Origin of the sequence: Micromonospora fiedleri (genome assembly GCF_016774385.1) — a bacterium.
GTDB classification, from domain to species: domain Bacteria; phylum Actinomycetota; class Actinomycetes; order Mycobacteriales; family Micromonosporaceae; genus Micromonospora; species Micromonospora gifhornensis.
The window spans coordinates 54209-74759 of record NZ_JAETXL010000005.1 but is presented as its reverse complement, the minus strand read 5'-3'; the positions used below and the strand labels follow the sequence as shown (position 1 = coordinate 74759).

Here is a 20551-nt window from a genome sequence, read left to right as displayed (position 1 = left end):
TGGCGCGTCCCGGCCGCAGCGCGTCCAGCAGTTCGCTCGTCGGCAGTCCGTGGGCGGCTCGGCCCTGCGCCGAGCCGCCCACCACGGCAGCCACCGGGGGAGCGCGGCACCCGCTCCCGTCCGCCTGGCAACAGCCGTCCAAGTCAGTCGGTTCTCATGACAGATATCAGGTGCGCCCGGCAGGATTCGAACCTGCGGCCTTGGGATTAGAAGTCCCCTGCTCTATCCGCTGAGCTACGGGCGCGCCGTGGTAGTGCGCGAGAAGGGTACCGCCGCCCCGGCCTCGCGCGGCGGAATGGGTGGCCGGGTCAGCGTCGCACGCGTCGTGGGTGGCGTGCACTCGGTTACTCGTGGCTGTCGGCGGTGTTCAGGCGGTCGCGTCGGCCTGCTCGGGGTCGCCTGCCTCGCGGTTGCCCGACGGTGCGGGGCGTGGGTCGGGCACGGGCGGGTCGGTCGGCGTGGGTCCGGCGCCGAGGAAGGCGTCGGCCCAGCGTCCGACCTCGGCGAAGACCTTTTCGCGTACGGCGGGGCCGGAGAGCGTCAGGTCGTGCAGGCCGCCGTCGAAGCGGGCCAGGGTGATGTGCGGGCCGAGGCGGGGTGCCCAGCGGACCATGTGTTCGACGTCGAGTACGGCGTCGGCGAGGGTGGCCGAGTCGTGCCACTTGGTGCTGCGGAACGAGCGGGTCGAGCAGGCGAGCAGCACCGGCACCTGGATGTCGAGTCCGGCCCGCAGGCGGCGTTGGCCGGTGCGGATGGCGTCGACCCAGCCGGCCCGCACCGGGAACCCGGCGAGCGGCTTCCAGGCCAGGTCGTACGTCCATTCGCCGCGATGGTCGGCGTGGAGGCTCTCGCCGTACACGGTGCCCAGGCTGAACGGGAGGATGCGCTGCGGCGCCCGGCGGCCCAGGCGCGCGACGGCGGCCGCGAGGGGTCGACGCACCAGCCAGGGGGCGTTGAGGTCGAAGAAGGGGCTGTTGAGGACGATGCCGTCGACCAGGCCGGCGTCGCGGCGGTCGTGTGCCCAGAGCGAGATGATCAGGCCGCCGGTGGAGTGGCCCATGGCCAGTACGGTGTCGTGCCCGTCCTCGGTACGGATGATCTCGGCGGCGGCGTCGAGTTCGGGGAAGTAGTCGCCGAGGTCGCAGCAGAAGTTGGGGGTCTGGTGCGGTAGCAGGCTGCGGCCGTACTTGCGCAGGTCGAGGGCGTAGAAGTCCCAGCCTCGGGCGGCGAAGAAGTCCGCCACGTGGGTCTGGAAGAAGTAGTCGACGAAGCCGTGCACGTACAGCACGGCCCGCCGGCTCGGGCGTTCGGCCCGGCGGCGGACCAGGGTCGCGACCACCGGGCCTTCGTCGTCGCTGCCCAGGTCGATGGTGTGCCGCTCGTACGGCGGTCCCAGCAGGTCCGGTTCCACGGTGTCGACGGTACGCCGACCACCTACCGGGTGGTAGCCCCGCCCGCCCGCACCTGGCGGACGGGGCTCACCTCGGGCTGTCCGGACGCGTCGGTGAGACTTCGCTCACCTGTCGTCGCTGGTGGCCCCCGCGCCGGTCAACTCCTCGGCCGGCACGCCCGGACCGGGCGGCGGGGCGACCCGCAGGTGCTTGTTGTTGCGCGGTTCCTGCCGGGTCTTCGCGTCGTTGAGCTTGCGGCGCAGGTCGTCGCGGACGTCGTTGAGCGCGGCCCGCAGATCCGGCTCGGACGAGGTGGTGACGATCTTCTCCCAGCCCGCGATCCGGCACTCCAGGGTGACCCGCTGACCCTTGGCTTCCCGGTCCTTGATCGAGAGTTCGAGGTCGGTCGCGTCGGCGTGGAAGGTGGCCAGGCGGGCGTCGAGGGTGGCGAACTGCTCGACGATCCAGTTCCGGTCGGCCTGCGAGAAGCCGGCGTTGAGCCGGAGGCACTGCGCCACGGTAGCCGGGTTGGTGGTGCTCATCGCCGCACCTCACCGGGGACGCGGGCGGAACGGCTGACGGTCATCCTCATGATCGCTGACCTTTCGTCGACGTCGCGGTCGGGGAGATCACTACCCCGCCGGGAGTCATCCGGAACGTTGTCGTTGTCTCGATCATTGCCCCGTCGGGCGGGTGGGTGACAGGGCCGACCGGACTACCACACCGGGACCTTGATCAGGCACTTTTCCACAGGCGCTCGCCTTGTCCACAGATCCGTCGCGCGGGGCTGCCCGGGAACGGGCACCGGAGCAGGCTCGGTGGCGAGTCGGCTCACAGTGAGCCCCCGACCCCCGCTGGAGGGGCGATGTTCGACACCTATGTCACGATCGTCGGCAACGTGCTGACCGCGCCGGAATGGCGGCGTACGACCCAGAGCAACACACTGGTGGCCAACTTCAAGGTCGCCTCCACCGCCCGCCGCCTCGACCGGGACAGCGGCCGGTGGGTCGACGGCAACAGCCTGCGCGTACGGGTGAACTGCTGGCGCAAGCTCGCCGAGGGGGTGGCCGCCTCGGTGATGGTCGGTGATCCGGTGGTCGTCTGCGGGCGGCTCTACACCCGTGACTGGACCGACGAGGCGGGCAACCACCGCACCCTGTACGAGCTGGAGGCGGTCGCCGTCGGTCACGACCTGTCCCGAGGGCGCGGCCGATTCCTGCGCAACCGGCCGAGCCTGAGCACCAGTGCCGTCTCCGACGCCGAGGCCGAGCAGCGGGTGCACGGCGAGCCGACCGAGCCGGTGCCGGACTCCGAGGCGCCGGCCCGACCCGACCTCGGCGGACTCGACGACGAGTTCGAGCTGCCCGACCTGGGGTCCGACGAGTACGCCGCCAGCCCGGGCACGCGGCCCGGCGGTGGGGCGTACCGGCCGGTCGGTGGTGACGAGCCCTTCCCGTCCGACCCGTTCGACGGCGCGGAGCCGGCGGAGAGCTCCGACGAGTTGGCCCCGCTCGCCGCCGAGCCCGTCGGGTCGAACGCGGGCGGGTCGAACGTGGGCGGGTCGGCATCGGGCGGGTCGGCGGCGGGCCGGTTCGAGGGTGGCGAGGCTGCGGTCGAGTCGCTGGGGCGTCCGGAGGAATCGGGGGCGGGCGCCGAGGTGACCGGACGCGGACGACGCGGCCGTGGGCGGCAGCCGCAGCCGGTGTGACCGACTGCCCGGGGACGGCGGCCGGCTGGTCCTCGCGAGCCCTGCCGGGAGACCGGCAGGGCCGGGCTGGATCGAGCCGGTCGACGTGCCGGGCTCGGCTAGGCTGCCGGCCGGAGGTGGTGTGGTGCAGCACGCGGGTGCGGTGGCGAACGCGGCAGGACTGGTCGCCGGGTATGCGCTCGACGCGCTGCTCGGCGACCCCCGACGCGGGCATCCGGTCGCCGGCTTCGGCCGGGCCGCCGCCGCCCTGGAACGCCGCCTCTACCGGCCCGACCGGCTGGCCGGCGCTGCCTTCACCGCGCTCGCCGTGGGCGCGCCGGTGCTCGTCGGGGCGGCTGCCGCGTTCGCCACCCGACGCCGGCCGGTGGCCCGCGCGACGCTGGTCGCCGCCGGCACGTGGGCGGTGCTCGGTGGCCGCAGCCTGCGCCACGAGGCGAAGGCGATGGGTCGCGAACTGCGCTCCGGTGACGTGCCGGCCGCCCGGCACCGGCTCGGCAACCTCTGTGGGCGCGACCCGTCGACGCTGGACGAGCCGGAGCTGGCGCGGGCCACCGTCGAGTCCGTCGCGGAGAACACCTCGGATGCCGTGGTGGCCCCGCTGGTCTGGGGCGCGGTGGCCGGGCTGCCGGGGCTGCTCGGCTACCGGGCGGCGAACACCCTGGACGCGATGGTCGGGCACCGTAACGCCCGCTATGGCCGGTTCGGCACCCCGGCCGCCCGCCTGGACGACCTGCTCAACCTGGTGCCGGCGCGACTGACCGGCCTGCTGACCGTCGCCCTCGCCCCAGTCGGGCGAGGTGACCGGGAGCAGGCCTGGCGGGTGTGGCGGCGGGACCGCGCCGACCACCCGAGCCCCAACGCCGGGCAGTGCGAGGCGGCGATGGCCGGGGCGCTGGGCGTACGGCTGGGCGGACGCAACGTCTACTTCGGCCGCTCGGAGGCGCGTCCGTTCCTCGGTGACGGGCCACGTCCCGAGGCACGCCACCTGTCCCGGGCCGCTCGGATCTCCGGCGCGGTCGGGCTGGCGGCACTCGGGCTCGCCGCCGTTTACCCGCTGACCGTCGGCCGCTTGACCGCTGCCGTCACCCGCCGGGCCGCACGGGCGAGCTCCACGGCCGTGCGGTCCACGGCCGTGCGGGCGATTGCGGTCGAGGCCGGGCGCGGGCGATGAGCGGGGGTCTGCTGGTCGCCGGGACGACCTCGGACGCCGGCAAGAGCGTGCTGACCGCCGGCATCTGCCGGTGGCTGCACCGCCAGGGCGTCAAGGTCGCGCCGTTCAAGGCACAGAACATGTCCAACAACTCGGCAGTCGTCGTCGGTCCGGACGGCCGGGGTGGCGAGATCGGGCGGGCGCAGGCGATGCAGGCGGCGGCCTGCGGACTCGCCCCGGACCTGCGGTTCAACCCGGTGCTGCTCAAGCCGGGCAGCGACCTGTCCAGCCAGGTGGTGCTGTTGGGCGAGGCGGTCGACACGCTGACCGCCGACACGTTCGCATCGCTGCGTCCCCGGCTGGCCGAGACCGCCTACGCCGCGCTGAGCGAGCTGCGCTCGGCGTACGACGTGGTGGTCTGTGAGGGGGCCGGCAGTCCCGCGGAGATCAACCTGCGCGGCGGCGACTTCGTCAACATGGGCCTGGCCCGGCAGGCCGGGCTGCCGACGGTCGTGGTCGGCGACATCGACCGGGGTGGGGTGTTCGCCGCCATGTTCGGCACCCTCGCCCTGCTCGACCCCGCCGACCAGGCGCTGATCGCCGGTTTCGTGGTCAACAAGTTCCGCGGTGACCGTGGTCTGCTCGAACCGGGGCTGGCGATGCTGAGCCAGGTCACCGGCCGCCCGACGTACGGGGTCCTGCCCTGGTCGGTGGACCTGTGGTTGGACGCGGAGGATTCGCTCGCCTACGGCCGGGTGCTCGGCCGACCCGCCGCCCCGCACGGCACCGAATGGCTCGACGTCGCAGTGGTGCGGTTGCCCCGGGTCTCCAACGCCACCGACGTCGAGGCGCTCGCGACCGAGCCCGGGGTACGGGTGCGGTTGACCGTCGAGCCGGCCGAGTTGGCCGCCGCCGACCTGATCGTGCTGCCCGGCTCCAAGTCGACGGTGGCGGACCTGGCCTGGCTGCGGGAGACCGGCCTTGCCGACGTGGTCACCGCGCACGTCGCGGCGGGCCGGCCGCTGCTGGGCATCTGCGGCGGCTTCCAGATGCTCGCCCGAGCCATCCACGACCCGGTGGAGAGCCGGCGCGGCAGCGTGCCCGGCCTCGGTCTGCTGCCCATCGAGATCACCTTCGACCCGCGCAAAACGGTCCGGGCGGCGGCCGGCACGTTCTCCGATGACCTGCCGGTACGCGGGTACGAGATCCACCACGGCTACGTCTCGGCCGCCGATCCGACGCTGACCCCGCTGCTGCGCTACCTCGACGGCGTCGGCGAAGGGGCCGTCCACGGGGTCGTGCACGGCACCCACTGGCACGGCGCCTTCGAGTCCGACGAGTTCCGCCGCTGGTTCCTCACAAGGGTGTCCCGCCTCGCCGGGCGTACCGGCTTCCGGGTCGCCCCGGACACCTCGTTTGCCGGTGCCCGGGAACGCACCCTCGACCTGCTCGGCGACCTGGTCGAGGAGCATCTGGACACGGCCGCCCTGTGGCGGCTGATCGAGTCCGGCCCGCCGACCGACCTCCCGTTCGTCCCGCCCGGAGCCCCACGGGTCTGACAGGTGCCGGCTGCCGTGGCAGGATCCCCCCGTGACGTTACCCGGCCATTGGTCCCGGTTTGCCCTGGTGCTGCCGCCCGTGCTGATCGGCGCCTTGCTGGCCGGTTGTGCCAGCCCGTCGGAACCGACCGACCCGCCGCCGTTTCCGACCAGCTATCGCCTGGTGGACGAGCTGTGCGCGAAGCTCGACCCGCAGCCGTTGCTCGATCTGGTCGGCGGCGCGGCCAAGACCAAGGAGTGGCCGTTGCGGCCGGGTCACCCGTCGCGCAAGTGCATGCTCGGGGCCGGCGAGGCGGATTCGATCGCCAAGCACTCCCTCACCGTCCACACAGCACTCGCCGGCTCCCCGGAACGCGCCCGGGAAGCGCTGCCGCCGAAGCCGGAGCCGCATGCGCGCGGCACCTGGTACGACCTGCCGCAACTCGGTGACCGTGCCTGGGTGTGGATCATGCCGGTCGACGAGGGTCTGGATCTTCCCGACATCGCCGAGCCGGTGACGGCCCGCCGCGCGTCGATGTACGTGGCGCGCGGTGACGCGTGGATCTGGCTCGATCTCCTGTCAATGGGCTCCGAGGTGCCCGACGAGGCCACCACCGAGGCGCTGCTGGCCGCCTACGCGGAGCAGACGTTCACGGTGATGACGCCCTGAGCCGGCCTACCGCCGAAGCTCTCCGAGAACGGTCAGAGGCGTACGTCGGCCGGGCGATCGGAGAAGGGTAGGCCCGCCGCGCGCCAGGCGTCCACGCCGCCGATCATGTCGGTCGCCCGGTGCAGGCCGAGGGCGCGCAGGCTGGCCGCGGCGAGGCTGGAGCTGTAGCCCTGGCGGCACACCACGACGACCTCGATGTCGTACCCGGTGGCTTCGGGGATGCGCCAGTCGCTGGCCGGATCGAGCCGCCACTCCAGCACCGTCCGGTCGATCACCAGGACGCCGGGCAGGTCACCCTGCTCCCGTCGCTGCATGTCGGTACGGGTGTCGATCACGAGCGCGCCGCGGGCGGCGGCCTGCACCGTTTCCTGCGGGGTCAACCGGTTCATGCCCGCGCGGGCCTGCTCCAGCAACGCCTCGACGCCGGGACTCATCACGGAATGGGACACGACCCGATCGTGCCTGCTGGGCAGCCGATTAGCGGCCGGAAGCGGTGTGGGACAACACGAACGGTAACGTCCGTGCCCGTGGTTGCGGTCTTTGCGGCGTACGCCGAACTGGCGCGCCGGGTGCTGCGGCGGCCGGCGCGGTTGGGGCGTACCCGGTTGGTGGCGGTCGACGGTCCCAGTGGTGCGGGCAAGACGGCCTTCGCGGCGCGGCTGGCCGACGCCTTCGCCGTCACCGACGTGGGCCGCCCGCCGGTGGTGCACACCGACGATCTGCTCGATGGTTGGGACGACCAGCTCACCTTCTGGCGCCGCCTGGAGTCGTCGGTGCTGGCGCCGGTGCGTGCCGGTCAGGCCGGCGCCTACCAGCGGTACAGCTGGGTGCGGCGGGTGTTCCTGCCCAACCCGGTGCCGGTGCCGGCAGCGCCGGTGCTGATCGTGGAGGGGGTCAGCGCGGCCCGCGCCGAGGCGGAGGCCGAGCTGAGTTTGGCGGTCTTCGTCACCGCGCCGCAGTCGCTGCGGCTGACCAGGGCGGTGACCCGCGACGGCCCGGGAATCCTGCCCGAGCTGCGCCGATGGCACCTCGGCGAGCAGGAGCACTTCCGCGCCGACGGCACGCAGGCTCGGGCCGACCTGATCGTCGACGGCGCACCCACGCTGCCGCACGACGCCGACCGCTACTACCTGCGAATGGCGGCGGGCTGAGCTGCGATTCAGGTCGCACAGCACCGGATGCGGCGATCTGGCCGTCGGCGTCGGGTAAGGCCGGAATACGATGCCGGTCATGACCACACCGATCATGACGGAGGCCGAGTTGCGGGCCGCTGTGCAGCGGGAACTGCCCGGTGTACGGGAAGACCTGGAGCGCCTGGTCCGGATTCCCGGCATCGCCTTCGAGGGCTTCGACCACACGCACGTGGAACGCTCCGCCGAAGCGGTGGCCGAACTGTTGCGCGGCTGCGGACTCGACGTGGAGATCGTGCGGGCCGGTGGGCAGCCGGCGGTGATCGGGCGCAGGGCAGCGCCACCCGGCGCGCCCACGGTCATGCTCTACGCCCATCACGACGTGCAGCCGGTCGGCGATCGGGCGCTGTGGCAGTCCGACCCGTTCGAGCCGGTCGAGCGCGACGGCCGGCTGTACGGGCGGGGTGCCGCCGACGACAAGGCCGGCATCATGGCGCACATCGCCGCGCTGCGCGCCTTCGGCGATCGGCTTCCGGTCGGGGTGGTGCTGTTCATCGAGGGCGAGGAGGAGTACGGCTCCGAGTCGCTGGAGCGGTTGCTCGCCGCGCACCGCGACACGATCGCCTCGGACGTGATCGTGGTCGCCGACTCGACGAACTGGGACATCGGCGTGCCGGGGCTGACCACCTCGCTGCGCGGCCTGGTCAACTGCTTCGTCGAGGTACGCACCCTGGAGCAGGCCGTGCACAGCGGCATGTTCGGCGGCCCGGTGCCGGACGCCCTGACCACCCTGGTCCGGCTGCTGGCCACCCTGCACGACGACGCCGGCAACGTCGCGGTCGACGGGTTGGTCCAGGGCGAAGGCGCCGCCGTCGACTACCCCGAGGAGCGGTTCCGTGCCGAGGCGGGCGTGCTGGAGGGGGTGCAGTTGATCGGTACCGGTCGGATCACCGACCGGATCTGGACCAAGCCGGCGCTCGCCGTGCTCGGCATCGACGCCCCGGCCACCGGCGAGGCGCCCAACGCGTTGGTGCCGACCGCCAAGGCCAAGCTGAGCGTACGGCTCGCGCCGGGCGACGACCCGACCAAGGCGTACGCGGCACTGCGCGAACACCTGCACCGGCACGCCCCCTGGGGTGCGCAGGTCGAGGTCAGCTTCGAGCACGACGGGGCACCGTGTGTCATCGACTCGACCGGCCCGATGTTCGACGCCGCCCGGTCGGCCTTCCGGGCGGCCTGGGACGGCACCGATGCGGTGGACATCGGCCTCGGCGGCTCGATCCCGTTCATCGCCACCCTGCGGGAGATGTTCCCGCAGGCGGCGATCCTGGTGACCGGCGTGGAGGATCCGCACGCCCGGGCGCACGGGCCGAACGAGAGCCTGCACCTGGGCGAGTTCGCCCGGGTCTGCCTGGCCGAGGCGTTGCTGCTGGCCAAGGTGGCCGAGGCGGGTCGCGGCTGAACCCGTAACTTCGCACGAATGGTGGCCGTTTCCGGTGTGTCGGACGCGGGGCTGTTGTAGCCTCTCGAACATGCGTACGAACGAGGAGATGGCCCGCCTGGGGGCCGCCGTCAGCGCTCTGGGAGACATCGACGTCTCCGCGTGGTCCGAGGACACGCTCAAGGAACAGCTCGCGGAGCTTTCCGCCGCCCTGGTCGCCCTGGACGCGTCGCTGTCCCGCATCGCCGAGGGGGTCCGTGCCCGCGGCCTGCGCGTGGAGGAACCGGTCCCGGCCTGACACCGACGCTTGCGAGCCGACACCCGGCCAACGCCGAACGACGACGGCGACGCGAGTGACGGCGGTGCGGTGATCGGCGTGCGTTGTCGGAGGTGGCTGGCAGGATTGGGGCGTGCGATTCCTCGACCTGGCTGCCACCTCCGCAGCCGTCGCCGCGACCAGCGGCCGGCGGGCGAAGGTCGAGTTGCTCGCCGAGGCGTTGCGCCGGCTCGATCCGGTCGAGATCGCGGCGGGAGCCGGCTGGCTCGCCGGTGAGCTGCGCCAGCGGCAGACCGGGGTCGGCTGGGCTGGCTTGCGTGACCTGCCGCCACCGGCGGCGGAGCCGACCCTGACCGTCGGTGCGGTCGACGCGGCCATCGACGCGATCGCCGCGGTGCACGGCAGCGGATCACAGGCCCGTCGTCGTGCCCTGGTGCACAGCCTCTACGCGGCGGCGACCGCCGACGAGCAGCGGCTGCTCACCGGGTTGTTCCTCGGCGAGCTGCGCCACGGCGCTCAGGCCGGGCTGCTCGCCGACGCGATCGCCCGCGCCGCCGGGGTGCCGGTCGCCGCCGTACGCCGGGCGTTGCTGCTCGCCGGTGACCTGCGTGAGGTGGCGGTGGCCGCGCTCGCCGGTGGCGCTGCCGCCCTGGCCGCTTTCGGGCTGCGGGTCGGGCGGCCACTCGCGCCGATGCTGGCCCAGAGCGCCTCCTCGGTCGACGAGGCGTTGGCCGCCACGGGCATCCCCGCCGTGGTCGACGTCAAGCTCGACGGCATCCGCATCCAGGTGCACCGCAGCGGGTCGGACATCGCCGTGTTCACCCGCAGCCTGGACGACATCACCGCCCGGGTGCCCGAGGTGGTCGCGGCGGTGCGGGCCCTGCCGGCCCGGGAGCTGGTCCTCGACGGCGAGGCCATCGGCCTGGACGAGACCGGCCGACCCCTGCCCTTCCAGCAGACCTCCAGCGCCGCCGCCCGACGCGGCGGGTCAGCCGGTGCCCGGTCGGAGGGCGGGCCAACCGCTGCCGCGCCGGTCGCCCCGGCGGTGCGCGCCGCCGCCGCGAGCACCGGCACGACGGTGCTCACGCCCTACTTCTTCGACCTGCTGCATCTGGACGGCACGGATCTGATCGACGCGCCGGGCCGCGAGCGGTGGGCGGTGCTGCGCGGCACTGTCGACGCCGCGTTGCTGGTGGGGCGGATGGAGGTGGACGAGCCGCAGCGGGCCGGCGAGGCGTTCGCCGCCGCGCTCGATGCCGGCCAGGAAGGTGTCGTGGTCAAGGCGCCCGACGCGCCGTACGAAGCGGGCCGGCGTGGCGCGGCGTGGATCAAGGTCAAGCCTCGACACACCCTGGACCTGGTCGTGCTCGCCGTCGAGTGGGGAAGTGGCCGACGCACCGGCTGGCTGTCCAACCTGCACCTGGGGGCGCGTGATCCGCGTACCGGTGAGTTCGTGATGCTGGGCAAGACCTTCAAGGGGCTCACCGACGAGCTGCTGCGCTGGCAGACCGAACGCTTCCTCGGCCTGGCGGTGGAGCGGGGCGACTGGGTGGTGCGGGTCCGCCCCGAGCAGGTGGTGGAGATCGCCTTCGACGGCGTGCAGACCAGTTCGCGCTATCCCGGCGGGGTGGCGCTGCGCTTCGCGCGGGTGGTGCGGTACCGCGAGGACAAGTCCGCCGCCGAGGCCGACACGATCGACACCGTCCGCGCCATCCACGCCGGCCGCCCACCGTCCGCGCCGTCGCCGTAGCAGCGAGCCGTCGTCCTAGCGGGCCGTCGGCCCGGCGGGCTGTCGGCTCAGCGGCGGGCTGTCGGCTCGGCGGCGGTCAGGCGGGGGAGGGGTCGGCGGCGCGGTCGCGGGGCCGGTCGTCGGTCACCCCGGCCAGGCGGCGGGCCTCCCGGCGGGCGATCCAGCCGAAGCCGACCACGGTCATCGCCCCGAAGATCCACCACTGCACGACGTAGCCCAGGTTCTGCCAGTTGTTGGCGTGCCCCACCGGCACCGCCTTGAACACCGGATCGGCAGCCGGGATCTGCTCGTCGAGCAGCACGTACCCCCCGTGCAGCGGGTACGGCAGTTGAGGGGCGAGCTGGGGCAGCGAGATCCGACGGCTTTCCAGCTGGCCGTCGCGGCGGGACACCTTGGCGTCGCCGCTCTCACTCGCGCGTACCCGACCCTCGACGGTCACCTCGCCCGCCGGGGTGGCCGGCATCTCCGGCTGGGCCAGCGCACCACCCGGGGCCGGCGGGATCCAACCCCGGTCCACAAGTACGGCCGTGCCGTCGGTGAGCACCAGCGGGGTGAGTACCTCGAAGCCGACCTTGCTGTCGACCGTACGACCCCGGACCAGCACGATGTTGTCGGCGTCGTACCGGCCGGTCAGGGTGACCCGGGTGTAGGTCCGCTCCTGCGCCGGTGGTGGTCCGATCGTGCCGGGACCGCCGGTCGGGGCGGCCAGCGCCTCACGCAGCGGCACCGCCGCCATCTGGAGGCCGGCGTCGATCTGTTCGTTGATCGCGGTGCGGCCCCGGTAGCGGTCCAGCTGCCAGTTGCCCAGCAGCACCATCACCGTGGCGGCGACCAGAGTCAGCGCGAGGATGCCCAGCCAGCGCGGCGTCAGCAGGAACCGGTACACGCCACGAGGCTACCCGGTGGCTCATCGCCACCGTGCCGCGCCGCGGCTGTGGTGGCGCAGCGTACCCGGGCGGTGGGCGGGGCGTGGGCCGGCCGGGACGCCGGAATGGGAGGGGTACCGGTCGGTGCGTGCCAGTAGTCCGGTTCGGCTATCGTCACGCGGGCGGAGCGCGCCGACACCTCGGTACGCCCGTCCGTTCGCGAGGAGTCGATGATGACCGTCGTGCCGCGTCTGGTGTTCAGCGCCCCCTCGTCCGGGCACGGCAAGAACGCAGTGGCGATCGGCCTGCTCGCCGCGTTCGCCGAACAGGGTCTCGACGTGGCCGGCTTCAAGATCGGCCCGGATCAGGTCGACGCGGCGTACCTCGGCCTGGCCTCCGGCCGTCCCGGGCGCAGCCTGGACGCGCGGCTGGTCGGCTCCGAACGGCTCGCCCCGTTGCTGCTGCACGGTGCCGCCGACGCCGACCTCGCGGTCGTGCAGGGCAGCATGGGCCTCTACGACAGTCTCAGCGGCCGGGGCGACACCGAGTCCACGGCCGCGGTGGCCACCGCGCTGCGCAGCCCGGTCGTCCTGGTGGTCGACGTCGCCGCGATGGGGCAGTCGGTGGCGGCGCTGGTGCACGGGTTCCGGGCGTACGACGAGCAGCTGTGGATCGGTGGGGTGATCCTCAACCGGGTCGCCTCCTCGCGGCACGAGGTGCTGCTGCGCGAGGCGCTCGACGACATCGGCGTACCGGTCTACGGCGCGCTTCGCCGGCAGGACCTCCCGCCGGTGCTGCCGTCCCGACGGCACGCAGTGGTGCCGGTGGTCACCGGTGCCGGCGAGGCCACCCGGGCGGTCCGGCGACTCGGCGAGGCGGTGGCCGCCACCGTCGACCTGGAACGACTGCTCGGCCTGGCCCGCTCCGCCCCGGCGCTGGGCATGCCGGCCTGGTCACCGCAGCCGGCGGCGGCCGATGACACGGCGGCCCCGGATCGGCCACGGCCGGTCATCGCGGTGGCTGGCGGACCCGGTGGCACCTTCAGCCACGTCGAGACCGTCGAACTGCTGCGGGCGGCGGGGGCCGACGTGGTGACGGTGAACCCGTTCACCGACGAGGCCCTGCCGGCCGGTACCCGGGCCCTGGTGGTCGGTGGCGCCCTGCCCGAGTCGTACGTCGAGCAGCTCTCCGCCAACCGGCGGCTCTGCATCGCGGTCGCCGAGCTGGCCCGTACCGGCCGACCGGTGGTCGCCGAGGGTGCCGGTCTGCTCTGGCTGGCCCGGGAGGTGGATGGGCTGCCCATGTGTGGCGTGCTCGACGCCATCGGCAGCCTCCGCGACGGACTGGTGGTCGGCTACCGGGAGGCGGCCGCCCAGAGCGACAGCGTGATCGTGGTACGCGGCGAGGTGGTCGTCGGGCACAAGGAGCACCAGGGGGTGCTCTCCCCGCGCGGTGGCCAACGGCCGGCCTGGAGTTGGGCGGGTGGCGCCCCGGAGGGGTTCGTCTGGCGTGGCGTGCACGCCTCTCAACTGGTGCCGCACTGGGCCGCGTACCCGCACCTGGCGACCCGGTTGGTGGCCGCCGCGACCGCCGACCCCGACGCCGCCCCGAGCGCTGCGCCGGCCGTTGTGCCCGGCCCGCCCGCCGCGAGCGGCTCACCCGGCGTCCCGAGCGGCTCAGACGGCCCGGCGCCCGCTGCGGACGCCGGGCCGGTGGTCAGCCGACTATCCGGTCCGACGGTGGAGTGAAGTCCCGCACCGGTTTGCCCTTGAGCGCGTCGCGGAGCGTGTTCGCGACCGCTGCGATCGGGATCTGCGACTGGCCGTCACCCACCGCGTTGAACGGGTTGTCCGGGTCGGAGATGAAGCTCGCTGCCGCCAGTTCCGGGGTGTAGCCGACGAACCAGGCCGACCGGGTGCTGTCCGTGGTACCGGTCTTGCCGGCCACCGGGCGACCCACCGTGCCTCGTACGCTGTCCGCGGTCGACCAGCCGCCGCAGCCACCCTTGGCCGGGGTGTCACCGGTCGGGCAGCGGGCGGCGTCGGTGGCGGCCCGGGCGGCGTCCGCGCTGACCACCTGGCGGCAGCGGGGCTTGGCGACCTCCCGCTCGATGCCGCCGGGAGTCTTGAAGGTCGCCGGGGTGCCGTCCCGGTTGTAGATCGCGGACACCGGCATCGCCTCGCAGTACCGCCCGTCGGCGGCGACGGCGGCGTACGCGTTGGCCATCTCCAACGGGGTGGCGTCGGAAACGCCCAGCGTGAACGCGCCCCACTTGTTGGCCCGCGACGGTGAGGCGTGCTCCCGGTCCACGTCGGTACGCCAGCGCAGCCCCAACTGCTCGGCGAGCCGGACCGCCCGCTCCGCGCCGACCTGTTCCTCCAGCCAGACGAAGTAGGTGTTCACCGACTTGCCGAAGCCGGACCACATGGTCTGCATGCCGCTCATCGCACCGCTGGCGTTCGACGGCTGCCAGCCGTCGTAGATCTCCGACCGGTACGAGTGCGGTGCGTTGAAGGTGGTGTTCAAGGTCATGCCGGCGTCCAAGGCGGCCAGCATGGGGAACATCTTGAACGTCGATCCGGCCTGGTAGCCGGGCAGGTCGCCGCCGCCCATCAACGGCGCCACCGTGTTCGGGTAGTTGGCCCGTACGTTCGGACCCGCCTCCGGGTTGGAGCTGAGCGGATTCTCGTTGACCTGCAGCGAGTAGGTGCGGTTCACCGCCATCGCCTTGATCCGCCCGGTGCCCGGCTCGGCGACCACGATGCCGTTGGCGAACGGGCTACCGGTGTTGCCCTTGGTGCCGACGTTCTCCTCGGCCGCCGCCTGGATCTTCGGGTCCATGCTGAGCACGATCCGGTAGCCGCCGCGCCGCAGCTTGTCCAGCCGTTCCAGCCGGTTGTCGCCGAAGGCCGGCTGCGCGCTCCACCAGTTCTTCAGGTAATCGCAGAGGAAGCCCCAGCTGTTCCACTTCTCCGGCACCGAGGCACAGTCGTTCGGCGGGTAGGTCAGCCGCAGCCGGATCGGCTCGGTCTTCGCCGCCGCGACCGAGTCGGGCGACAGGTAACCGAGCCGGGCCATGTTGTCCAGCACGTAGTTGCGCCGTGCGGTGGCCTCCTTCTGGTCCGAGCTGGCCGGGTCGTACTGCGAGGGCGACTTCACCAGGCCGGCGAGGGTGGCCGCCTCGACGGGGGTGAGTTCCTTCGGGGTCTTGGAGAAGAAGATCTCGCTGGCGGCGTAGATGCCGTACGCCCGGTGCCCGAAGTACGCCGAGTTGAGGTAGCACTCGAGGATGTCCTCCTTGCTCAACTCCTTCTCCAGGTCGACCGCCATCCGCATCTCCTTGATCTTGCGGACCGGGGTCTGCGCGGTGGCTTCCTGCACCTCCTTCGGGGTGCTCGCGCTGTCCCGCAGCGCCATCCGCACGTACTGCATGGTCAGCGTCGAGGCGCCCTGGGAGACGCCGCTGGATTTCGCGTTGGCCACGAAGGCGCGGGCGACGCCCTTCGGGTCGACGCCGTGGTGCCGGTAGAAGCGGTTGTCCTCGGCGGCCACGATCGCCTGCTGCATGTGCGGCGAGATGTCCGACAGCTTGGTGTACTGCCGGTACTCCTCGAAGAACATGGTCAGCACGGTCTTGCCGTCGGGCGCGTAGAGGTAGGAGGTCTCGGCGGGCAGGGCGGTGGCCAGCAGTCGGGTCTTGCTCTCCACGGCGTGCGCGGTGGCCTTGGCGCCGACGCCGGTCAGGGCGACCACGGGGTACGCCACGGCGGCGACGACGATGCCGGCGATCAGCCCGGCACGGAGGAGAGGAACGAAACGACCAGCGGCAGCAAGGGGTCGATTGCTCACACCGATAAGTTATGACATTTCCGAATCATCCATGAGAAATACTCATGAAGTGATCGGTGGTGATGCGGCCCACCCCCCGCGCTGCTGTCACCCGTGCCGCCTTCCCGGCAGGATCGCGGACATGCACGCACCGCTGACCCTGGCCACCGAGCCGGACCTCACCCATCACGGTGACGCGGAGGTGGGCGCGGGGCTGGTCGACCTCGCCGTCAACGTACGGCGTGCGCCGATGCCGGGCTGGCTGGCCGAACCGATCACGGCGTCGCTCGCCGACCTGGCCGCGTACCCGGACCCGGCACACGCGCGAGCCGCCGTCGCCGCCCGACACGGTCGACCACCGGCCGAGGTGCTGCTGACCGCCGGTGCCGCCGAAGGGTTCGTGCTGCTCGCCCAGGCGCTGCGCGGCATCCGCCGACCGGTGGTGGTGCACCCGCAGTTCACCGAGCCGGAGGCCGCGCTGCGGGCGGCCGGGCACCAGGTGCAGCGGGTACTGCTCGACCCCGCGGACGACTTCCGCCTGCACCCGGACGCGATCCCCGCCGACGCCGACCTGGTCATGATCGGCAACCCGACCAACCCCACCTCCGTGCTGCATCCCGCCGCCGACCTGGCCACCCTGGCCCGGCCGGGACGCGTGCTCGTGGTCGACGAGGCGTTCGCCGACACCACCGCCGCCCCTGGACACCCCGGCGAGCCCGAATCCCTGGCGGCCCGTCGGGACCTGCCCGGACTGGTGGTCGTCCGCAGCCTCACCAAGACCTGGGGGCTGGCCGGACTGCGGATCGGCTACCTGCTCGGCGAGGCGGAACTGCTGCACCGGCTGGCGGCCGTACAGCCCCTCTGGGCGGTCTCCACGCCGGCCCTCGCCGCCGCGACCGCCTGCGCCGGCCCCACCGCGGTGCAGGCCGAGCGCGCCATCGCCGCGCAACTCGCCGCCGACCGCGACCACCTGGTCACCGGCCTGTCGGCCCTGCCCGGGGTACGCGTCGTCGGGCGTCCGGCCAGCGCGTTCGTCCTGATCCACCGACCGGGCGCGGACCGGATCCGCGCCGCGCTACGCGAGCTTGGTTGGGCGGTACGCCGCGGCGACACCTTCCCCGGCCTCGGCCCGGACTGGCTGCGGATCGCGGTGCGGGACCGGGCCTGCACCGATGCGTTCATCAAGGTGTTGGCGGAGATTCTGGAGGCATGATGCTGGAGACCACGATCGCGGCGATCGGCCCGCTCGACGAAGCGGCGATGAGCACGGCGCGGCAGTTGCAGACCCGGCTGACCAAGCCCGCCGGCTCGCTCGGCCTCCTGGAGGAGCTGTCCGTACGCCTCGCCGGCCTGGCCGGCACCTGCCCACCACCACTGCCGAGCCCGGCGGCCGTGGCCATCTTCGCCGGTGACCACGGCGTACACGCCCAGCGGGTGACCCCCTGGCCGCAGGAGGTCACCGTCCAGATGGTCGGCAACTTCCTGGCCGGCGGCGCGGTGGTCAACGCCTTCGCCCGGCAGGCCGGCGCCACGGTGACCGTGGTCGACGTCGGCGTGGCCACCCCCCTGCCCACCCCCGACGACCATTCACCGGCGGGCGACGCTCGCGTCGCTGCACGGGGTGGGGTCAGTGGTCACGGCCGCGTCGATGTGCCGCGGCTGGTCGACGCCAACGTTCGGCGAGGTACCCGGGACATGACAGTCACCGCCGCGCTCACCCGTGACGAGGCGAGGTCCGCCGTCGAGGTCGGCATCCGCATCGCCGGGGAACTGATCGACGGCGGGGCGGCCCTGCTGGTCACCGGCGACATGGGGATCGCCAACACCACCCCGGCCGCCGCGCTGATCGCCGCGTTCACCGGAGTCGACGCCGCCGAGGCGACCGGCCGGGGCACCGGCGTGGACGACCCGACCTACCAGCACAAGATCGAGGTTGTCCGGGCCGCGCTGCTGCGCCACACACCCGACCCGACAGACCCGCTCGGGGTGCTGGCCGCCGTGGGCGGACTGGAACACGCCGCGCTGACCGGGCTGCTGCTCGGCGCCGCCGCGCGTCGCGTACCGGTGCTGTTGGACGGGGTGATCGCGGTCTCCGCCGCGCTGGCCGCCGCGGCCCTCGCCCCCGACGCGGTCGGCGCCATGATCGCCGGTCACCGCTCCGCCGAGCCGGGTGCCACCGTGGCGCTGCGGCAACTCGGCCTCACCCCGCTGATCGACCTGGGCCTGCGGCTCGGCGAGGGCACCGGCGCGCTGCTCGCCCTGCCCGTGGTCACCGGCGCCGTCCGGGTGCTGCACGAGGTGGCCACCTTCGACTCCGCCGGGGTGGCGGAGAAGTGAGCAGCCCGTACCCTCTCGGACTCCGGCTGGCCGGCCGGCGGGTCGTCGTGGTGGGCGGGGGAGCCGTGGCCACCCGGCGGGTACCGGCGCTGCTCGACGCGGGCGCGGACGTCCTGCTGGTGGCCCCGGAGATCAGCCCGGCGCTACAGGCCCACGCCGACGCCGACCGACTGCACTGGATACCCCGCCGGTTCGCCCCCGACGACCTGGACGACGCCTGGCTCGTCCACGTCGCGATCGATGACCCGGACGCCGCCGCCACCGTCAGCGCCGCCGCCGCACAGCGCCGCATCTTCTGCGTACGCGCCGACGATCGCGAGGCGGCGACCGCCTGGACCCCGGCGGTGACCCGGCACGGCCCGGTCACCGTGGCCGTCCTCGGCGGCGGCGACCCCCGCCGCGCGATGACCGTCCGCGACGCCGTCCGCACCCTCCTGCATGAAAGGAAGGGCCCCCTGTTAACGGATTCGGTAGAGCAGGGGACCCCTGTTAACACTCCGACCGGCTCAACCGGCCGAGTCGCCCTGGTGGGTGCCGGGCCGGGCGACCCGGAGCTGATCACAGTCCGTGGTTGGCGGCTGCTCACCGAAGCCGACGTGGTGGTCGCCGACCGGCTGGTGCCCGGCCTGCTCCTCGACGAACTGCGTACCGGCGTGGAACTGGTGGACGCCTCGAAGATCCCGTACGGCCCGGCCCGCACCCAGGAGGAGATCAACCGCATCCTGGTCGACCGTGCGCTGGCCGGTGCCTTCGTGGTCCGCCTCAAGGGCGGTGACCCGTACGTCTTCGGGCGCGGCGGCGAAGAGCTGCTGGCCTGCGCGGCAGCCGGCGTACCGGTGACCGTGGTGCCCGGCGTCACCAGCTCCATAGCCGCCCCGGCGGCAGCTGGTATCCCGGTCACCCATCGAGCGGTGGCGCACGAGTTCACCGTGGTCTCCGGCCACGTCGCACCCGACTCGGCGGCCTCGCTGGTGCGCTGGGACGCGCTGGCGGCGCTGCGCGGCACACTGGTGATCCTGATGGGGCTGAAGAACCTGCCGGCGATCACTGCCACCCTGCTTGAGCACGGTCGACCTGCGGACACTCCTGCGGCTGTAGTCCAGGAGGCCACCACCGGGGCGCAGCGGATCCTCCGTTCCACGCTGGGTGAGGTGGCCGGGGATGTGGCGGCTGCGGGGGTACGTCCGCCGGCGGTTGTGGTGGTGGGGGATGTGGTCGGGGTTCTTCCCAGCCTTTGATGCCTTGCTTTGACCGTGCTTCGGTTTGGGGGTGGTTGCGGGTCGGGCTGGGGCGACCGTGCCCGGCTTCGGGCGGTCAGGCTTGATCCCTACGCCGGGCACGGTCGCCCCAGCCCGACCCGGTCGGCCTTCGTCCATCCCGTCGGGCATGTGACGGCCTTGTAGGCGTCCTCGGCACACCACCCGCGCCTCGAAACAAGAGGGCACGGCACCTTGGCGGCTGCGGCGGACAAGCGGGGCCGCTCTTGCTTGACGATGGTGCTCGTCAGTGTCGTCGCTTGATGGCGGCGCTTGTCAGTGTCGTCGGACTTGTGGGTGTTGGGCTCGCGGATGGGTGTAGACGCCGTTTGGCCGGCACCCTGGTTCCGGGTGCCGGCCAAACGGTTTCTTGCTCCCCCTGCGGAGGAATGTCTAGCGGTCAACTGTTTCAGTGTCGGTTAGCTGTTGTGGTGCCGGTCAGCTCCGGTGCTGGGCAGCCGTTCCGGGTTTGTCTGGTGCTGGCGGTCAGCTGTTCCAGTACTTGGCGACCAGGTCAGCGGCCTGCTGTTCCCACTGGGCGTAGTGGTCCGGGTACGCCGACACCTGCACCGTCTGCGCGGCCTTGGTCAGCGGCATGTCCTTCCAGCCGTCAACCTGCTTGAGGCCCTTCAGGAACGCGGTGGTCGAGTACTCGGGGTCGGTGATCTGCTCCACCGTGCCCCAACCACTGGACGGACGCTGCTGGAACAAGCCCTGCGAGTCGTGGTCGTTACGGTCACCGAGATGGCCAAGGTTCTCCAACTTCGACTCCTGCAACGCGGTCGCGATCGACACCACCGCGGCACGCTCGTCCATACCAGCCTTCTTCGTCGCCGCGATGATCGCCTTCGTGTTCGCGACCTGCTCATCGTTCAGATCGATACGCGACTGACTGCCCTGCACACCATGCGGGATCAACCTGCCCGCATCCGGCTTCTCCGCCTGCACCGTGGCGACGGGGGTGGTCTTCACCGGAGTGTCGGCGTGGGCGGCCACCGGGCCGGCGAACACGCCACCGGCGAAAGCCAGACCAGCAACACCGAGCATGCTCTTACGGAAGATCGAGTTCATGACGAAGCTCCATTCGGGGGTAGACACACACCTCGGGGGACGGGTGCATGCGAACGCCGTCAGGCGCTGAAAAGGGGGGAAGGTTCACCGGCGCTCACTCGCGGGGCGGGGGAACCCATCAAGCACATCGCGGGGCGG

General features: G+C 72.7%; 17 protein-coding genes, 1 tRNA gene and 1 pseudogene. 12 read left to right on the top strand and 7 right to left on the bottom strand.

Going from position 1 to position 20551, the window contains the following annotated elements:
• Positions 1-171: 171 nt before the first annotated feature.
• The 3 genes from JMF97_RS14445 to JMF97_RS14435 all read right to left on the bottom strand — a co-directional run bounded on the left by JMF97_RS14445 (position 172) and on the right by JMF97_RS14435 (position 1933).
• A tRNA-Arg gene (locus tag JMF97_RS14445) sits at positions 172-244 on the bottom strand.
• 123 nt (positions 245-367) lie between these two features.
• On the bottom strand, positions 368-1411 hold the full coding sequence (locus JMF97_RS14440) for an alpha/beta hydrolase (protein ID WP_203222057.1): 1044 nt from the start codon (positions 1409-1411) through the stop codon (positions 368-370).
• Between the two features lie 105 nt (positions 1412-1516).
• The gene (locus JMF97_RS14435) at positions 1517-1933 is read right to left on the bottom strand and encodes an HPF/RaiA family ribosome-associated protein (protein WP_203222056.1); all 417 of its coding nucleotides are present in this window, start codon (positions 1931-1933) and stop codon (positions 1517-1519) included.
• A 323-nt stretch (positions 1934-2256) separates the two neighbouring features.
• Here JMF97_RS14435 and JMF97_RS14430 point away from each other — a divergent pair, with 323 nt between their 5' ends.
• The 4 genes from JMF97_RS14430 (at position 2257) to JMF97_RS14415 (ending at position 6457) form a co-directional block, all read left to right on the top strand.
• Entirely contained in the window at positions 2257-3099 is an 843-nt protein-coding gene (locus JMF97_RS14430) for a single-stranded DNA-binding protein (RefSeq protein ID WP_203222055.1), read from the top strand.
• Positions 3100-3223: 124 nt separating this feature from the next.
• The gene (locus tag JMF97_RS14425) at positions 3224-4270 is read left to right on the top strand and encodes a cobalamin biosynthesis protein (protein WP_203222054.1); all 1047 of its coding nucleotides are present in this window, start codon (positions 3224-3226) and stop codon (positions 4268-4270) included.
• Complete coding sequence (locus JMF97_RS14420; RefSeq protein ID WP_203222053.1) at positions 4267-5808, top strand: cobyric acid synthase; 1542 nt, start codon at positions 4267-4269, stop codon at positions 5806-5808. Before JMF97_RS14425 ends, JMF97_RS14420 begins: the two co-directional genes overlap by 4 nt.
• Before the next feature lie 31 nt (positions 5809-5839).
• Complete coding sequence (locus tag JMF97_RS14415; protein ID WP_203222052.1) at positions 5840-6457, top strand: hypothetical protein; 618 nt, start codon at positions 5840-5842, stop codon at positions 6455-6457.
• 32 nt (positions 6458-6489) lie between these two features.
• Here the strand turns inward: JMF97_RS14415 and JMF97_RS14410 are convergent, their stop codons facing one another.
• The gene (locus JMF97_RS14410) at positions 6490-6891 is read right to left on the bottom strand and encodes a rhodanese-like domain-containing protein (protein WP_043721742.1); all 402 of its coding nucleotides are present in this window, start codon (positions 6889-6891) and stop codon (positions 6490-6492) included.
• 6 nt (positions 6892-6897) lie between these two features.
• Here JMF97_RS14410 and JMF97_RS14405 point away from each other — a divergent pair.
• The 4 genes and pseudogenes from JMF97_RS14405 to JMF97_RS14390 all read left to right on the top strand — a co-directional run.
• A pseudogene (locus JMF97_RS14405) lies at positions 6898-7704 on the top strand (uridine kinase family protein); the annotation flags it as partial.
• Complete coding sequence (locus JMF97_RS14400) at positions 7703-9049, top strand: dipeptidase (protein WP_203222419.1); 1347 nt, start codon at positions 7703-7705, stop codon at positions 9047-9049. The pseudogene JMF97_RS14405 and the gene JMF97_RS14400, both read left to right, overlap by 2 nt.
• A 70-nt stretch (positions 9050-9119) precedes the next feature.
• Entirely contained in the window at positions 9120-9326 is a 207-nt protein-coding gene (locus tag JMF97_RS14395) for a hypothetical protein (RefSeq protein WP_203222050.1), read from the top strand.
• A gap of 112 nt (positions 9327-9438) precedes the next feature.
• On the top strand, positions 9439-11055 hold the full coding sequence (locus tag JMF97_RS14390; protein ID WP_203222049.1) for an ATP-dependent DNA ligase: 1617 nt from the start codon (positions 9439-9441) through the stop codon (positions 11053-11055).
• Between the two features lie 76 nt (positions 11056-11131).
• Here the strand turns inward: JMF97_RS14390 and JMF97_RS14385 are convergent, their stop codons facing one another.
• Positions 11132-11941 (bottom strand): SURF1 family cytochrome oxidase biogenesis protein, encoded by an 810-nt coding sequence (locus JMF97_RS14385; RefSeq protein ID WP_203222048.1) that lies wholly within the window; start codon positions 11939-11941, stop codon positions 11132-11134.
• A 213-nt stretch (positions 11942-12154) separates the two neighbouring features.
• Here JMF97_RS14385 and JMF97_RS14380 point away from each other — a divergent pair, with 213 nt between their 5' ends.
• The gene (locus tag JMF97_RS14380; protein ID WP_203222047.1) at positions 12155-13669 is read left to right on the top strand and encodes a cobyrinic acid a,c-diamide synthase CobB; all 1515 of its coding nucleotides are present in this window, start codon (positions 12155-12157) and stop codon (positions 13667-13669) included.
• Here JMF97_RS14380 and JMF97_RS14375 read toward each other — a convergent pair.
• Complete coding sequence (locus JMF97_RS14375) at positions 13638-15770, bottom strand: transglycosylase domain-containing protein (RefSeq protein ID WP_203222046.1); 2133 nt, start codon at positions 15768-15770, stop codon at positions 13638-13640. The two genes, JMF97_RS14380 and JMF97_RS14375, sit on opposite strands and share 32 nt — an antisense overlap.
• A 121-nt stretch (positions 15771-15891) precedes the next feature.
• Between JMF97_RS14375 and cobC the strand changes: the two genes are divergently transcribed.
• The 3 genes from cobC to cobA are packed head-to-tail and all read left to right on the top strand — an operon-like array spanning position 15892 to position 19324.
• Positions 15892-16962 carry an Rv2231c family histidinol phosphate aminotransferase CobC gene (gene cobC / locus JMF97_RS14370; RefSeq protein WP_203222045.1) on the top strand — a complete coding sequence of 357 codons (1071 nt, stop codon included), beginning with the start codon at positions 15892-15894 and terminating at the stop codon, positions 16960-16962.
• Positions 16962-18086: a nicotinate-nucleotide--dimethylbenzimidazole phosphoribosyltransferase gene (cobT, locus tag JMF97_RS14365; protein WP_203222418.1), complete on the top strand. Its 1125-nt coding sequence runs from the start codon at positions 16962-16964 to the stop codon at positions 18084-18086. The genes cobC and cobT overlap by 1 nt, the downstream gene beginning before the upstream one ends.
• A complete protein-coding gene (gene cobA / locus JMF97_RS14360) occupies positions 18083-19324 on the top strand; it encodes a uroporphyrinogen-III C-methyltransferase (protein WP_203222044.1) in 1242 nt (413 codons plus the stop codon). The genes cobT and cobA overlap by 4 nt, the downstream gene beginning before the upstream one ends.
• A gap of 504 nt (positions 19325-19828) precedes the next feature.
• On the opposite strand, the gene JMF97_RS14355 is transcribed toward cobA, so the two are convergent.
• Positions 19829-20413 carry a hypothetical protein gene (locus tag JMF97_RS14355; protein WP_203222043.1) on the bottom strand — a complete coding sequence of 195 codons (585 nt, stop codon included), beginning with the start codon at positions 20411-20413 and terminating at the stop codon, positions 19829-19831.
• Positions 20414-20551 lie beyond the last annotated feature (138 nt).